The organism is Paenibacillus sp. FSL F4-0097 (genome assembly GCF_038593125.1).
Taxonomy (GTDB): Bacteria; Bacillota; Bacilli; order Paenibacillales; family Paenibacillaceae; genus Paenibacillus_AQ; species Paenibacillus_AQ odorifer.
The window spans coordinates 6,241,655-6,257,536 of the sequence record NZ_CP151965.1; the positions used below are offsets into that span (position 1 = coordinate 6,241,655).

The 15,882-nt window shown below is 45.7% G+C and carries 20 protein-coding genes; 4 read left to right on the plus strand and 16 right to left on the minus strand.

Annotated elements, in window-relative coordinates; genetic code table 11:
- Nucleotides 1-94: 94 nt before the first annotated feature.
- On the minus strand, nt 95-988 hold the full coding sequence (locus MHH86_RS27975) for a LysR substrate-binding domain-containing protein (RefSeq protein WP_036681285.1): 894 nt from the start codon (nt 986-988) through the stop codon (nt 95-97).
- Between the two features lie 165 nt (nt 989-1,153).
- On the opposite strand from MHH86_RS27975, the gene MHH86_RS27980 reads away from it, so the two are divergent.
- The 4 genes from MHH86_RS27980 to MHH86_RS27995 all read left to right on the plus strand — a co-directional run bounded on the left by MHH86_RS27980 (nt 1,154) and on the right by MHH86_RS27995 (nt 6,284).
- Nucleotides 1,154-2,122 carry an ABC transporter ATP-binding protein gene (locus MHH86_RS27980; protein ID WP_076099886.1) on the plus strand — a complete coding sequence of 323 codons (969 nt, stop codon included), beginning with the start codon at nt 1,154-1,156 and terminating at the stop codon, nt 2,120-2,122.
- Between the two features lie 90 nt (nt 2,123-2,212).
- Nucleotides 2,213-3,292 carry an ABC transporter substrate-binding protein gene (locus MHH86_RS27985; protein WP_076099904.1) on the plus strand — a complete coding sequence of 360 codons (1,080 nt, stop codon included), beginning with the start codon at nt 2,213-2,215 and terminating at the stop codon, nt 3,290-3,292.
- A gap of 5 nt (nt 3,293-3,297) precedes the next feature.
- The gene (locus MHH86_RS27990; RefSeq protein WP_076141916.1) at nt 3,298-4,977 is read left to right on the plus strand and encodes an iron ABC transporter permease; all 1,680 of its coding nucleotides are present in this window, start codon (nt 3,298-3,300) and stop codon (nt 4,975-4,977) included.
- Entirely contained in the window at nt 4,974-6,284 is a 1,311-nt protein-coding gene (locus tag MHH86_RS27995) for an MBL fold metallo-hydrolase (protein ID WP_076223608.1), read from the plus strand. Before MHH86_RS27990 ends, MHH86_RS27995 begins: the two co-directional genes overlap by 4 nt.
- A gap of 104 nt (nt 6,285-6,388) precedes the next feature.
- Here the strand turns inward: MHH86_RS27995 and MHH86_RS28000 are convergent, their stop codons facing one another.
- From MHH86_RS28000 to MHH86_RS28070, 15 genes are all read right to left on the minus strand, one after another.
- Nucleotides 6,389-6,670 carry a holin gene (locus tag MHH86_RS28000; protein ID WP_076215771.1) on the minus strand — a complete coding sequence of 94 codons (282 nt, stop codon included), beginning with the start codon at nt 6,668-6,670 and terminating at the stop codon, nt 6,389-6,391.
- 12 nt (nt 6,671-6,682) lie between these two features.
- Nucleotides 6,683-7,375: a M15 family metallopeptidase gene (locus MHH86_RS28005; RefSeq protein ID WP_076316983.1), complete on the minus strand. Its 693-nt coding sequence runs from the start codon at nt 7,373-7,375 to the stop codon at nt 6,683-6,685.
- Nucleotides 7,376-7,780, minus strand: coding sequence for a hypothetical protein (locus tag MHH86_RS28010; protein ID WP_076274759.1), 405 nt, complete (start codon nt 7,778-7,780; stop codon nt 7,376-7,378). It abuts the gene before it with no gap.
- 96 nt (nt 7,781-7,876) lie between these two features.
- Complete coding sequence (locus tag MHH86_RS28015; protein WP_256717385.1) at nt 7,877-8,011, minus strand: hypothetical protein; 135 nt, start codon at nt 8,009-8,011, stop codon at nt 7,877-7,879.
- A 46-nt stretch (nt 8,012-8,057) separates the two neighbouring features.
- Complete coding sequence (locus MHH86_RS28020; protein ID WP_076316984.1) at nt 8,058-8,372, minus strand: hypothetical protein; 315 nt, start codon at nt 8,370-8,372, stop codon at nt 8,058-8,060.
- Between the two features lie 14 nt (nt 8,373-8,386).
- Nucleotides 8,387-9,964, minus strand: a complete 1,578-nt coding sequence (locus MHH86_RS28025) for a hypothetical protein (RefSeq protein WP_076316985.1) — start codon at nt 9,962-9,964, stop codon at nt 8,387-8,389.
- 11 nt (nt 9,965-9,975) lie between these two features.
- The gene (locus tag MHH86_RS28030; protein WP_036681263.1) at nt 9,976-10,587 is read right to left on the minus strand and encodes a putative phage tail protein; all 612 of its coding nucleotides are present in this window, start codon (nt 10,585-10,587) and stop codon (nt 9,976-9,978) included.
- A gap of 3 nt (nt 10,588-10,590) precedes the next feature.
- Nucleotides 10,591-10,926 (minus strand): hypothetical protein, encoded by a 336-nt coding sequence (locus MHH86_RS28035; protein ID WP_076316986.1) that lies wholly within the window; start codon nt 10,924-10,926, stop codon nt 10,591-10,593.
- Nucleotides 10,927-10,937: 11 nt separating this feature from the next.
- Nucleotides 10,938-11,960: a DUF2793 domain-containing protein gene (locus tag MHH86_RS28040; RefSeq protein ID WP_076316987.1), complete on the minus strand. Its 1,023-nt coding sequence runs from the start codon at nt 11,958-11,960 to the stop codon at nt 10,938-10,940.
- A 1-nt stretch (nt 11,961) separates the two neighbouring features.
- Entirely contained in the window at nt 11,962-12,375 is a 414-nt protein-coding gene (locus MHH86_RS28045) for a hypothetical protein (RefSeq protein ID WP_036681259.1), read from the minus strand.
- A gap of 1 nt (nt 12,376) precedes the next feature.
- A complete protein-coding gene (locus tag MHH86_RS28050) occupies nt 12,377-13,435 on the minus strand; it encodes a baseplate J/gp47 family protein (RefSeq protein ID WP_076316988.1) in 1,059 nt (352 codons plus the stop codon).
- On the minus strand, nt 13,428-13,859 hold the full coding sequence (locus MHH86_RS28055) for a DUF2634 domain-containing protein (protein WP_076099869.1): 432 nt from the start codon (nt 13,857-13,859) through the stop codon (nt 13,428-13,430). The genes MHH86_RS28050 and MHH86_RS28055 overlap by 8 nt, the downstream gene beginning before the upstream one ends.
- Entirely contained in the window at nt 13,856-14,152 is a 297-nt protein-coding gene (locus MHH86_RS28060) for a DUF2577 domain-containing protein (RefSeq protein ID WP_036681399.1), read from the minus strand. The genes MHH86_RS28055 and MHH86_RS28060 overlap by 4 nt, the downstream gene beginning before the upstream one ends.
- 5 nt (nt 14,153-14,157) lie before the next feature.
- Entirely contained in the window at nt 14,158-15,120 is a 963-nt protein-coding gene (locus MHH86_RS28065; RefSeq protein WP_036681255.1) for a hypothetical protein, read from the minus strand.
- Between the two features lie 9 nt (nt 15,121-15,129).
- Nucleotides 15,130-15,882 carry a LysM peptidoglycan-binding domain-containing protein gene (locus tag MHH86_RS28070; protein WP_036681253.1) on the minus strand — a complete coding sequence of 251 codons (753 nt, stop codon included), beginning with the start codon at nt 15,880-15,882 and terminating at the stop codon, nt 15,130-15,132.

Consider the following 15,882-nt stretch of genomic DNA (forward strand, 5'->3'; position numbering starts at 1 on the left):
AGATTATACACCAATTTCTGAATTTATACAGTCCTTATATTTTATGTATTCTTTCATATATATAATGGCTCTATCGTATATTCTCTATGTATGCTTATATTCGGATTGTGCGGAGCTGGTCAATGAACAGTCCAATTAAAGGAGAATAATGACGATCACGGTTATACGAATAATAAATATGTCTTTCAAAATTATAATCCGGAATGGCTCGCATTAGCAATCTTCCTCTGGCTACCTCGTCCTCCACAGCAAGTCGTGAAATAAATGAGACATGCTGTCCACTCATAAGCGATTGCTTAATCGCCTCCAGTGAATCGAGCAAAATATGCGGTTTTGATTCTTTTCCCTCTCGTTCAAACCATTTATCCGTCAAATGGCGTGTGCTTGATTCCTTGTCATGCAAAATAAAGCTCGCTGAAGCGATCATCGCCGAGTTTAAATTAGAAAATCCGGCAAAATCATGTGTAGGTGCAAAAACAAGGACAAGCTCATCTTCACATAAGGCTTGAGTATGCAGATCAGGCAGATAAAAAGATTCCGTAGACAAGATACCAAGATCAATCTCATGACTGGCAAGCATTTCTTTGATCACCGGTGAAGGCTTAACCGATAAAGAAATGGTAATCCCCGGATGCTGTTCGCCAAACAGCCCCAATATTTTTGGAAGAATATATGTAGCTGGAACATAACTGGCACCAATTTTCAGCGTCCCCCGGCCTGCCTGACTGAACTCTTTTACCACCCGCTCCGCCTCCGCAGCAAGCGCATTGATTTTGATTGCATAATGAAGAAAAGCTTTACCACTCTCCGTAAGAATCATTTTATCCATTCTGGATTCAAATAACTTCTCCCCCAATTGCTGCTCTAAATTCTTCAAATGATACGTAACGGTGGGCTGCTTTAGTCCAAGTTTATCTGCTACCGTGGTAATTTTTTTATGTTTATTCAGCAGTTCTACAATTTCCAGCTTCATTAGATTAAGGTTCATTCTCTTCCACTCCCTCGCCTTTTCCTAAACGGTAACATAGAAGAATTCTATGAATGTTAAAATAAATCGGCAAAAAAGTTAATATCACAGTTACATTCAGCAAATATAGCGGGAATTCTTTACCTTTACACTAAGAACAAGCTTAAGAACAGGCAGGTAGATAGAATGAAGGAAATTACAATCCACAGATTGGAAAAGAAATTCGGAGATGTGCATGCCTTAAAGGCTGCAGATCTGAAGATTCCCGCTGGAAGCTTTACGACATTACTCGGTCCTTCAGGTTGTGGAAAGACGACACTACTCCGTCTGATTGCTGGGCTGGAAACACCGGATGCAGGAGAAATTCTGATCGATGATGAGTTTATTTTTTCAGGCAGCAAAAGAATTAGCCACCCTATTCATCGCCGTAACTTTGGCATGGTTTTTCAAGATTTCGCCCTCTGGCCGCATCTGACTGTGTTCGAGAATGTAGCCTTCGGACTTCGAGCTTCCAAACAAAAAAAGAATTTACGGGTTCGGGTACAGGAGGCACTTCGATCGGTCAAGCTGGAGGGGTTAGAGCTGCGTTTTCCACACCAGCTGTCCGGTGGACAACAGCAGCGGGTTGCTTTTGCCCGAGCCGTAGTCATGCGCCCTCAGCTTGTATTATTCGATGAGCCATTAAGTGCGCTAGATGCGGTCTTGCGAGATGAAATGAGGCTGGAGTTAATCTCCTTGGTGAAAAACATGGGCATTACAGCCCTGTATGTGACGCATGATCAAACCGAGGCGATGTCTATGTCAGATGAAGTAGTTGTAATGCAAGGTGGCACTATTTTACAGAGTGGTTCTCCTGAGGACATTTATCGTAAACCGAGTCATCCCTTTGTGGCACACTTTATTGGAAAATCCAACTGGATCGTTCCGGATAAACAGATGCTGCGTCCAGAACATTTACGCTGGTCTCAGGAGGATGCTTCCTTTCTTCCTTTTACAGGGACTATTCAGCATGTGAGTTATATGGGGGATCGCTATGAGATCATTCTGAACATGGAGCACAATGGGACTTGGACCGCTTATCATGATCGGCGCCTACCTGTAGGGGAAAAGATTCAGCTGTACGCTTCAGAGCACCAAATCCATCATCTGAATTAAGCGTCCACTGCATGGAATGGCTCTATATGATGCTGTTCCATGCAGCAAGATGCACACAACAATATTAGGGAGGCAATTACATTGAATCAAATGAAAAAGACAAAAGGGTTAAGTTCACTTCTTCTAACAACTGCACTTGGCATTACTCTAGTGGGCTGCGGCTCCTCGAACACCCCTGCGGCTAACGCAAGCAACAACCAAACCGATACTGCGGCGGCGACGCAAACTGAAGCCCCACAACCAACAGAAAAGACACTAAGCGGCAATCTTGTCGTTTACAGTGCAGGACCTGAAGGTTTAGCCAATAAAATCAAAGACGGCTTTGAAGCCAAAACTGGCGTTAAGGTTGAAATGTTCCAAGGCACTACAGGAAAAATACTTGCCCGCATGGAAGCAGAAAAATCCAATCCGGTCGTTGATGTTGTTGTCCTCGCCTCTCTTCCGTCCATGCAAGGAATGAAAAACGACGGATTATTACTTCCATATAAAGAGGCGGTTAATGCAGATAAGCTCGTTAGCGATTGGTCAGACACAGCAGATGGCAATTATTTTAGCTATAGCGCATCCGCACTGGGGATTGTCTACAATACTAAAAAAGTAAGCACACCTCCGACTTCATGGGATGATCTCACTAAAGCGGAATGGAAGGGTGCAGTCAATATCCCCGATCCTTCACTTTCCGGCTCGGCTCTTGATTTCATGACTGGGTATTTAAGTGCTAAGGGGGACAGTGGCTGGGATCTTTTTAAACAATATAAAAGCAATGAAGTAGCTATGGCAGGCGCCAATCAAGAGGCACTTGATCCGGTGATTACCGGTGCTAAATCCGTCGTTGCTGCTGGCGTAGATTACATGGCTTATAAAGCAAAAGCTGACGGAGAACCTGTGGATATCGTCTACCCTGCTGAAGGAACTGTAATCAGCCCTCGTCCGGCTGCGATCATTAAGACAAGCCCGAATGTAGATAACGCTAAGGCTTTTATCGACTACCTTCTATCCGATGAAGCGCAAGCCCTTGTTGCCAAAGCCTATTTGCTGCCAGGCAGAACTGACGTGAAGGCAGAAAATCGTGCCAATCTTGAAGAAATTAAAACATTTGATGTGAATTGGGAATGGATGAACGAGCACGGCGATGAAGTTTCCTCGACCTTCACACAAATTTTTAAATAAGCGTAATGAATACTAACTCTTTGCGCTCATTTAAATGGGTGAGCGGTGGACTGGCTTTATTTATACTAACCGTGCTCGTGCTGCTGCCACTCCTGCTCATTTTCTGGACCAGTGTTTATCCAGAGGGGCATCTCGATATAACCGCACCACTACGAACCATTATGGGGAGCAATGACCTAGTAGAGGTACTGCTGAATTCTATCGGGCTTGGGGTAAGCGTTATTCTGCTAACTACTTTGTTTGCGCTGCCTCTAGCCTGGATTATGGCAAAAACTGACTTAGGGCGCCACAACTGGCTGGATGTCGTGCTGTTAATTCCATTTATGACGCCGCCTTACATTGGTTCTATGGGCTGGATGTTGTTTATGCAGACGGGTGGGTATATGGAGCAATTTCTGCCCTCCTCCTCCGTGCTTACACCGTATTTCTTTAGCTATGGGGGTATGGTGCTGATCATGAGCCTTCACCTGTTCCCCTTCCTGTATCTGCTGCTGCGCAATGCGCTTTTGCAGATCGGGGGCAATCTGGAGGAAGCAGCCTCTGTTCACGGCGCCCCCTTCTTTTACAGATTTAAAAGAGTGATTATTCCTTTACTGCTCTCTAGCTATGGGCTTGGAGCACTGCTCATCTTCGTTAAAACAATTGCTGAATTCGGTACCCCTGCGACCTTTGGCCGTAGGATCGGCTTTTACGTTCTGACCTCTGAGATCCATAAATATATCTCCAGTTGGCCGATTGATTTCGGTAAGGCTACTTCACTAGCCTCCTTGCTGCTCGGAGTTTGTCTTGTCATGTGGTACATCCAAACTGTAATTAGCAGCCGCTACTCTTACCGTCTGATCGGTGGAAAAGGAACTCGTACTAACCGTTATAAGAGTACAGGAATCGTAGGGTTTCTTAGCTGGGGTTATGTTCTTCTATTGCTTCTGGCATCCATCGGCATTCCTTATTTCTCTATCATAACAGCCTCATTATTGAAGCTTCGGGGAGAAGGTGTATCCTGGAGCAATCTAACCTTAAAACATTATGCAGAGCTGTTATCCCCGGGTTCGCAAGGACTTGAGGCCTTATTAAATAGCTTTACATTAGCTATCGTTGCTTCCAGTATCGCTGTTATTCTCGGGACTTGGTTTGCCTTAACGGTAGGAAAAGGGGCTACATTCAAGCAGAAAATTACAGATTTATTCAGCTTGCTTCCAAATACAGTCCCGGGAATTGTAATTGTAGTAGGGCTAATTCTGCTGTGGAATGCCCGCTGGATGCCTATCCCGCTCTATAATACCTACTGGATGGTTGTACTGACTTATGTCGTACTTTTCCTTCCTTATACTGTTCAGTATGTAAAAGCAAGCTATGGGCAGATCGATTCCTCTCTGATGCAAGCGGGACAAGTATTCGGAGGAAGTAAGCTGTATGTGTTCCGCCGTATCCTGCTTCCCCTCATCCTTCCGGGGATGGTAGCTGGCTGGATGATGACCTTCACCATTTCCAACCGGGAACTGGTAGCCTCATTACTCATTCTGCCACCTTCAATGCAGACCTCGGCAACCTATATTTTTGCCCAGTTTGAACAAGGTGCGGTAGCCATGGGGATGGCCATGGCTGTAATCTCTGTAGGCATCACTACCCTATTACTATTAGTCTTAGAATATTTAAGCCCAGATAGAAAGCGGAGACAACAATGAGCACACTAACGATTTGGGGAGGGGCCGGAGAGCATGGCCGTTCCTCCTATCTTTTGCAGGGCAAGGATTCACGAAATGGCATCCTGCTCGATTGTGGCGTAAAAAAAGAAGGCCCCGGTGAATACCCCCTACTTGATACGGATATTATTCCACATTTGCAGGCAGTATTTCTGTCTCATGCTCATGAGGATCATTCCATAGCGCTGCCCTTACTTTATAAACACGGATACAGAGGTAAGGTATGGACTACTAGATCTACCTCATTACAGCTTCCTGATTATTTCGAGGCCTGGGATAAATATGTGGCGGCTCAGTCCGCATCATTACCTTATCGAGAAATAGATAAGCAATCTATCCAGTTCATGTATTTAGAGGAGCATGTCTGCCCTCAAACTTGGCTGACGCTTGCGCCTAACCTTCGAGTTCAATGGGGACGTAGCGGGCATTTAGCAGGTTCGGTTTGGCTGGCCCTAGAATGGGAGGGCAAGACTGTATTTTTCTCGGGGGATTATTCGGAGGAATCGCAGCTGCTCACGGCAGACACACCAGCAATTATGGAAGCCGAAGCTAAAAATGTGGCTGATCTGTCCATTATAGATGCCGCATATGGGGCAGATCCTGATGAGCAGCTTGTAAAATTACAGCAATTAGAGATAGCCATCCATAACACCTTGCAAAAAGGGGGCTCAGTCCTCCTTCCCGTGCCTATCCATGGCAGAAGCCAGGAATTGATCGTATGGGCAAATGAATGTTTTCCAGATCATCAATTGATCGTTGAAGAAGCACTCGTCGCTCCTTTACGAGCTTTAAGCAACAAGGTGGAATGGCTGAAAGAGGACGCTATTCAGCGCGTAAATGCGCTTTTTAACAGAAAAAGCTTGTGTGTTGTATCTAATTCGGACGAACGCGCGAAGGCAATGTTGAATCTTAAGGGAGCTATCGTATTCACTAATGACGGGATGATGCAGTCAGCAAAAGCACAAGAATACTTTCACCAGCTCTCTGTTTCTCCTGACAACCATGTGATTTTTACGGGACATTTAGCGGCGGGAAGCTTTGGACATCGCCTTGTTAAGCAAGCTATGATCGGAGAATCTAGCAGCGTGCGCTGTACAGTCTCACTTATCCGCTATAAAGTCCATCAAGGCTTGCCGGACATTCGCAAAATGCTCCAAACGATTCCCAGCCACCGGACAGTGCTCGTCCATGCTCCCAAACCACATATCGACCAAGTAGCTTCTATATTAAAGGGAGAAGGTTTCACAGGACTATATTCTTTACAACCCGGCAGCACGCTTTCGTTCTGAAACTTATTTATGTAATATCATAAGAAAAACAATGGGGCTCTTCCTTAGGTCTTATTCAGACTTTTTGGAACAGCCCTTTTTTATGATTCGTACCTATTATCCACTTACTCTTTCGTCGTGCCCGGGCGATCCTTAAAAGCTAGCTCAAACAACCCCGTCGCAGATAAACCTGCAAGGCCCCCAGCCCAAAGGCGAAGCACTAAATCAAGTTCGGTAAAAGGATACGCTACTACGCCGATGAACAAACCTATCAATAGTCCGATAATCGGTACTGCATTACGCGGGATGTTGATACTATTTTTGACCAACTGAACCAGTGCCAGTACGAATACTGCTAATATAGAGGCGAACGCCATAACATCATCTAAAATTGTTCCAGTTTCCATCCTTTTCCCTCCTTAGCGGGTACTTGTAATCTCAACCGTTCGAGTCGCAGAATCATAACCTACCTGAGCACCCAGCGCTTCTGCAATAACACGTACAGGGACGTAGGTGATGCCTTTTTCAAGCACTCCATCTGCAACCTTAACCCCATTAACCTTTACGACAGCAATAACATCACTCTTCAATTCTCCCTCCTCCTTCCGATTGATGACCTTATACGCTGACTCCACCGCAGATGTTGAGGGTTTTGTCCCTGCTCGTAACTGTGTGAGTGTTAACCCAAACGCCATTTGAAAATGGGGGTAATCCTTGAAGCTTGTCCAGTCGCCTCCCCACTCCAAGCCCAGCCCTTTTGCCTCCCTCACAACCTCCTGCCAATCTGCGATCTGGTTGTTATTGCCGTCCCGGCACATATCCCAAGACACACTAGATCCATTCGGCAGCAAAAGAGCAAAATCTACAGCCAATCCAAAATTGTGATAGCTATATCCGCCACGTGCATTGGTGACAATCGCTCCGGGCTTGGTGCGGCCCTGGGCATATAGAGCATCCTGCTCGTCAATTGTGCGAAGTCCCTGCGTAATGAGAATGGGGATGTTGAGTTTGTAGCAACGTTCGATTAGAGCAGTAGCAGCGGAACGGACTACGGGGTGTAGGTTGGTTAGACGTTTACTTGATTTTTCTTTGATTTGGGACAAAGTGAGCATCTATACCCCTCCTTTAAATAAAAAGGCAATAATAGCAAAGATAGTTCCCGCCAGAACGTATTTAAGTAAATCGATAAACACTTTTCGTTCGCTCTTGCTGTCCGTCTGGGATTGTTGCAATAGCTGGAACACACGTGAGTCCAATGTATCCCAACGTCTCATGATCTCATTAAATTGTATTTTCATTTCTATCGTTGATTGTTTAATTTGCTTCACATCTTCCTCATGGCGTGATTGTTTTTCTTTTAATAATAGAAGCTCATTACTAAAACTTAGATGTGCTGTTCCAAATCTAAAGATCTCGTCTTGGATTACTACTAGTCTACTTTCAACATCTTCTAAACGGTGCTCAATGGGCGCTGCTTCAGCATCGCCTCCTCCTGAATTTACTCCCACAATGGTCATATAACAGCCCCCTTCTAAAGTGATAAATAAAACAGCCCCCGTAGCAGCTACGAGGGCAAAATAAAAACGCCTACTTTGCGGCGCTATCTGTAGCCTCTATTTATCTTCAGCCAGAAACTCAAGACCGCTGTTCGTCAGAACCTCCAGAACACCAGCTTTGAGTGTAGATGGTACCTCAGAATACTTGGTCTTATCCAAGATTACACGCTGTGCAAAAAACATGACTATCATGATATCACCTCCCCTACAAGTCAGCAGTCAATAGAGCAACCGCAGGTCATTTATATAACTGAGCTGCCAGTTCGGATATGACATCCTCAATAAAGTCAGAACGCTCAGATTGAGCCCTAACTTGTGCCTTAAGCAGTGTGTTTTCACTAAGCAGCTTATCTATTAATACGGGTGGTCTCACTACGTATTCATAGTAAAGCGTGTTATCGTCCAGATTGATTTTTAAAATAGGATCTAGACCGTTCTGTTCTGGACTAGGCAATTCGTCAAATACAAGTCCGCTCAAATCACCCATAGACTCAACGCCATGATAGATAGCGCTAACCGTGTTATTACCATCATAGACACAAAAATATTTCATTGCTTACCCTCCTTCTAGTTCCAAATTGCAACTCCTGTTGCTATACTTGATGTGTATCCACTACCCATAGATGCTGCTATAGCATGAACTAACTGTACGTCGCCATCTAGATTAAATGGCTTTGTAAAGGAGCCATCGGCTGAAATATCTATGTTACCGAAACCCGGCATATACATGGATCTGAACACAGAGATTCTCCGAGTACCCTTGTCGATTGTAATACCTGTGCATTGTATTGTGTCTCTGTAATCATAATTTGCTGTTAGTCGGGCTAATACTAATTGATTGCCTTGGTTATCCTGCAATAGTATATAGTGGTCTTGATAGATATTAGTATTATATATACTCAGAGTAATTGCACCAGAAAAAGCGGCATATGTGAACCCTGCGGGGAACCTAACAATTTCCGCTGTGTATCCCTGTGAATTGAAGTTTACAGAAGCAATACCACCGAACCACGGTCTTAAAGTGCCTTGCATCCCATAAATCCAAACGCCCGATTTAATATTTCCTGGCTGTATATTACCATCTGCTCGACACTGTTCTGGAGGTATATTAACTTCATGAGCGCCTAGCCCGGAATCTAGAAGATAAGCCCCTCTAGGTATACGTACAAACATTTTTTGTCCGTCCCAAGCCGTGGAATATGTTTGCTGATATTGCGGCATCTGTGCAATCGCGCCATCCTGCCCAAACATTGATACCCCTCGTAGCCAATTTGCAGGAACAACGTTAGAATCAGTGACTCGTATCTCGGGGTTTCCTACCGCCGTAGTTTTCAAATATGCTCCTGCTGGTATTCGAACCCAGCACCCACCACCCGATGCCCATGCTGCACTAACGGAATTAGTGTATCCGTCCACAGCACCTCTTTGTACTATCGCGCCATCAATTAGTCCGCCCTCTGTGCCTATCGTCTTACCCGCTATTACGTCCGCTGCTGTTGCTGTTCCATATTCACCCCCTTCACCCTGTAAGATAAAAGCCGTGCCATCATATACAACCGTGTAAACTCCGTTCAGGGCAAGTATTGCCGCATTTCCATTGGGTTTCTTGATTGCTTTGGCCCCTAAAGTATTAGGATTAAGTGTAGGATTAGCTCCGCTAGCAATATGTGTTTTGAAACTAAATTTCAGTCCTGCTATCAGCGCCGTAGGTGCTGGGCTAAGTGTAAGAGTATATGCGGTAGCTGCACCAGCCGTAGTACCAAATCCAGTGTTGTTATTCAGTAGTGTCTTGTCCACAGCAGACATCAAGCCATTTGTAGAAGTTGTAGCTACGGCTGTACCGGCTTTTGCATTCCACGCCGTCTTTTCAGCATCCGTAACAAACCGATTACTCGCGTCTTGAGCAATAATAGCTGGTGGGTGGGTAACTGGGTGAGTATAATTATTCGCTCCCGTAGCAATCCCCGCCAGCTTCGTTTTCTCGGCGGCGGTGTAATCGTTCGTGGACAGCTGTTTGCCTGTTACTTTATCGACCTTGCCATTAACGGCATTGTCCAAAATATCCATATTCCCGTTCAGATCGGCAATATCAACGATATCTGTTCCCTCTGGCTTCTTTAAGCCCAAATTTCCTGTGGTTTGCATATGTCACTCTCCTATCTATAAGTTCTTAATTCGTTCCATGTTTTACTGTGAGCACTCTCCCAAGTCAAAGCCTTAACAGAGTCCCACCAGGTATAGCTGAACACAAATTCATAAGCTAAATGCGCAGGTTTAATCTCTTCGATGATTTGAATCAACCCTGCCATATTCGGAGGAATCCCTAGTGTACTCACAAAATGAATCTCAAAACGGTACTCCTCAGGCACTTCCTTTACTTCAACCACTCCACCTGAAAAAGCTGATGCCGTCCGCTGAATCATCTCCGGTGTGGTGGTCCCATTTCCACGCAGCTTTGCCTTAATCATCTCTCGACGAGTGGCATAAGACTTGGATGGATCGCTGCTGAGTCCAAGTTCGGATTCCCAGCGACCAAGGCTCACTGTAGCCGTTTCAATAAACGCCTGATCCAGTACATCTATAGTACCTACCTTCAGTCCACCAATTTCTAGCCCGATGGTCTCCTGAAGCTTCTCCATTTCGCGGACATCCTTGTAATAATCCGGTAAATACTGCATTAGATCAGGCGCCTCGACTTCACCCGGATGGCTCGAATCTTTATCTGCGGAATATTGCAATTCGCTGTATAAAGAGCTGCCGTAACTCATCCTCTACACCCCCTTCAGTTGATTCCAGGTTAGGGGGCCTTTGGGCAAATAATCATGTGTATGCGCCGCTGGAGGAAATACCGTTGGTTTACCCGCTACCCCCGCCCAAGCTACACTTTCCGCTTGTTGCGCAAAATCCACCTTGCCATTGTTATTCGTATCGTAAATGCTTTTCAGCATATCCCCGGTACTCTGCGCGGCTACCAGCAAGACATTACCAGCGGCGGAACCAATGTACAGCTTGCCACTGTCTGTACAATATCCAAGCTCACCAATAGCCAGCGCTCCAATGGCGCTTTCCAAGCCGCGGCGTATTTGAATCAATGTTTTTAGAGCCATTGTCCCGCCCCCTAGAATGTTCCGCCATCAATACTGGCCACGGTAAGTTTATTGCCATTCGCAGCATCATAAACGATACTGCTTCCATCCACACTTACAGCTATACCAGCTGCATCCACGGTGATTCCTTTTCCAGCGGTAACCGCAATCGCGTCTGCAGTGACCGTGATCCCATTACCCGCACCAATGTTCAGCGTCACAGCATCGGCTTGACCCCCACCAATCAGCCCGTTCCCGGCTGTAATGGTCTGTAGTGCACCACCGGTACGTACCCATGTGCTGCCGTTCCAGCTGTAAATTTTCTGCTCATCATCGACGTAAGCGGTCCAACCTACGGCAGGAACATAAAATACCCAAGCGGCAGATTGGTATTCAACAATTTGATTCGTTTTGCCCGCCCATGCCCCGGTTGCCCCTGCTGGAATAATATATCGATCCCCCTCAACCGGACTGGCAGGTGGAGCCAGCAGGTTCTGGTCTTTTACCGATGCTTGCGGTTCGATGTTATGCTTAGCCAGTTCAATTTCATTTTTAATCTTTTGCGCAGACCACAAGTCTGTAATCGTAGTCCCCGCATCATTGATCGTCCGGTGCTTGGCCACATCATCAATGTGAGTCTTGATCTCAGCGGCAGTCTTTACGTTTGTGCCATCCGATACTTTATTGATATGTCCCGCACTAATATCCGCTTTAAGCACCTTCGCATAGGTTGTTCCATCAGCGATATCATCAATTGTACCTGTCAGATCGGTAACCTTCTGCGCATTCACCCGCCGCCAAGCTGCCCCATCATCAAAATATAAATATCCGCTATTCGAACCCGTAGTCACGTAATACAAACGACCAACGGATCCTGCAACCGGACGCGAAGCTTCTGGCCCTGACAGCGCCCTGCCGACCATGGAATTGGACGTGCCGTCACCAATATAAACTTCCTTAGTATCACTGCAAAAACCAAGCTCACCTGCCTTCAACACGCCATAACTCGTTAGCTCAGCCTTTGTACCCCGCTTTATTTGTATGGTCTGTGCCATTTTACACCTCTCTTCTAAATGATCCTCCGTCAATCTGGCCCTTGTTCTTATAACGCTCTATTTCAGTTTGGACAGCGGTAAGACTCACCTGCAAACCGTTAATATCCTCTGCTTCAACCGTATCACCGGGGGTTTCGTAAGTAACATATACCTCAGGCACATCGGCAAAAATCTTAATCAACCGCCGCCAGGGCGCCTCATCCGGAAAAGACACAGTGAAATTGCGTAGCTCGATCCCGGAATACTGTGACCCTGTGTACACCGCAATGGTCTGATTATTAATATTGTCATGCGCTAGAAGACCACTGTAAACGCCATTTACAAGCGGTAATCTCTCTTCGATAACATAGCTGCTACCGTTTGCTTTTTTATTAAGTTTTTCTTGAAAAATATCAATTTGCTCTGGATAACCCATGCTACACCTCCAGTAGAACGTTACCGAACAACGGTACTTCTTCTTCGTTCAACATCACATTGCCCGCTCCACTGTTCAACTTCAGCTCTGTGTAATCCGCGACTCCTTCAGTAGCAAGCAATAATGCCCCGATGACAGACTGACTGATATAGGTTGCTGAAAAAGCCTTCTCCTTGCGATATTTCTCAAGCATCACCTGAAAGCCTTGGTTTACAGCTTGCAGTGCATAGCCAGAAGCAAGGGTTACCTTGGCACTTATACTGATGTTTTTGCCCGCAGCCGGCGCCACGGTCACAACAGCCCCTATTGGTGCTTGTCCCTCACCCGCTCCTGAAACTGGATCAATGTATTGCTGTACCTGAGCCGCCAACAGCTCGGATGCAGGTTTTTTTTCGGCGTCCACAATAATCACCTTCACAGTTTTAGGACCTTTCCATAATGGAAAAACACGTGCGCCTCCCACACCCGGAACTTGCAGTGCCCACTCCATATAGTGATATTTATTTCCGCTAGTAGCTGGGCGTCTGGCTGAATCCAAATAACGCTGGCGTAACGCATCATCCGTTTCAATGTCCTCCCCAGGGATCAGAAGAGAGGCTATTTCTCCTCGCGCTAGATCTGAAATATAATCCACTGGCAGTAAAGAGCCAAAATATCGATTTCCTTCTTCTCCAGCGGTTTCACTTTCCAAGCGATACACTCCAGGAGATAACTTCTCCACAGCCGTATAATTCAGCATTTCGAGTGAGAAGCGGCTGCCGAGTGGAACATCCAACAATCCTCCATCCGCCTTATAAAAAATCCCTTTCAGCTGTGCCTTGCTGGCTTCACGCCTTACAATGCCTGACCAGGAGATGCTTCGCTCCAAGTACTCTCCGGTAGCCGTATCTGCAAAATACAGATTATTATTCACATCCAGCTCAATATACATCTGTGTCAACTCAGCGGCTGCTGGAGCCAACGCGTCATAAATGATGCTGCCCTCGCGTTTATCCAATCCTGATGGAATCCGGTCCAGCATCCGCTCCAAAAGAGCCTCATACGTCTGATCCTCATACATCCTCATTCCACTCCTTTCTCAGCTGAAAATTTCCGTAACGTGTGACGACCTTGCAGTCAAAAGTTAGATTATCTCCGGTAAACGAAACAACAATATTCTCTAAGCTAAGGATTCGTTCATCCTGAAGTAGTGCCTCACTAACGATACGTCTGATTTCAGCTCTAACCAGCAGCCGATCCTTGCCAAGCACCAACCGCCACTCTGTTCCGTAATCCGAACTGTAAATCAGATGTTCAAACCGATCGGTTCGCAAAATTTTTGCCGCTGCCTGTTGAACTGCTTCCAGTCCATCCGTTTGGCCTGTAATCCTTTTTCTCTCCCAATCCATTCGGTACGTAAGACTAGGACTTTCCCCACGCTCAAGGTTGACCTCCCCCTCAAGCAGGGCCGTTATCGGTCCAGCTTTTCCAATCGCCGGGATCATATCGGACTCACCAGCCGATCCAGAACAATGTAGCTTTGTCCGCCCTGCATTCGAACCATTAATACGCGGTCCCCACTCGCTAATCCTCGCCGAAGTATTACTTCTTTGCCCTCGATGTCGATCTTGCTTTCCATTACCGATTCAGGCAGCACTAACGCATTCCCCGATAAAACAAACCGCTGATCCACCTGAATCTGCAAAGGAGCTGCCACCGTTACCGTTCCATAAGAAAAAGCCACGGGATTTGTACTTCCCACGGCTCCTAGACTTGCTTTTTTAATAATATCTAACATCATTTCTACACCACCTTAATATCGAGGGACATTGTATGCTCCCCTCCAGAAATCTTATGGCTGCATTGGTCCACCAGAAACAATTGAGTCTCGAATTCATCCAATAGGACATAAATGAAATTGCCTGCTCTTACACGCATATCACCAATCGCCTGTATGGAGAGACTAAGCTTTTCACGATTGTGCATTTTCAGCAGATTGTTTGCCTTCTCCTGAATTTGTGCAGCATTCGCTTTGTCATCAGCCTTTTGATACAAGTGCAGGATACCCCAGCGTTTCACATTGTCCTTGTCACTGACCGGATAGAAATCGCGTTTGCCCGATGCCTCGTTGTCCTTGTACAGAAAAATCGTGTTGTACGTATCGTCATCAATACTTTTTTTGAGCGAATAATCGTACAGATAATGCCCCGCTCCCAGCACCAAGTTAAGCAGCATAGAATCCGGTTTACGCAGCGTCAGCTTCCCAAAATCATCGTAAAAAGCCATCAGCCGCCCCTTAAACTGAAGCTCACTGCCGATGGCTCCCATAATGATGTCCAACAGCTTTTTGTCATCTTCAATTAAAGAAGGAATCCGGTACTCTGTCTCCTCCAGCACACCTGTCTTTAATCCGTAGTCCGTTGTTATTTTCTTGATCACATCACTAGCCGTAACATCCTGCAAAACATAACTACCATTGCCCAGCAAATAACGAATCTGATCATAGGCAGTCAGCTTAATCTCCTGATCCGAGCCCGTATCAATGCTGAACACAAATCCGTAAAATACATCTACATTATCTTTACTGAACTGAATAATATCACCGTTGCTGATCCCGAACTTGGGGAGCTGATAAATTCCGTTGTCCACAAGCGTTAACTCTAGCGTTGACGGTTTACCTGACCGTGCAGTTTTCCAAGAAATATCTGAGACGATGCCAGAAATATCCCATAGATTCCCTTCCTTATTCTTCACTAGCAGTTCCATAACGTCCTCCTACGGCAGCTTGATGACTTTACCGATGGGCAGCTTTTTCAGCTCACTATCCGGAATGCCATTAAGCTTCTGAATGGCTTTGTACTTCGAGCCATCTCCTAGGTTTTTTTGAGCGATGCTCCATAGACTGTCTCCAGCTTTTAAGGTATAGGTAGTAGGCTTTGCCTTTTCATTGGCCCGCTTCTGCTCCGCCTTCACTTCACCTTTAACAACCTTCACAGCTACCGCCTGATAGAATACGTACTTTTTGAGAGATAACGAATATTCAATATCCCCTGACGTACCCGCACTAAGCTTCCAAGTGAAACCTTCGATGCTCATAGCCATATTCACAGCAAAATCAATTTCTAAAGATCTATCCTCACTAATTGAAGATTCCTCTAGCCATTTCTGTGGTTTGTTTAACTTCTTTTTATCCTTTTTCGTATCATCGGGATACCTCACACCGGAGAACACAAACCGAATGGGTCGACGACTCGTCATCCATTTCTTAATAAGCTCCACATATTCAAAAGGTCTCTTCAGCCCGTCCTCCTGCACCAATACGAACGGATACCTTTGTGCTGGAAAAATACTTTCAATCGTGATCTCCGTAAGCTTCGGATAAGCAATCGTATTGATCTCACCCAGATCGATAATGGTATAGCTTTTTCCATCTCCACTCTCCTTGATTTCCAAGGTCTCTGGATTGACTGGCAGCCGGATTGCATCCTCCTGATTATTAAAACCCAAAAAAATCCCGTACTCTTCCAC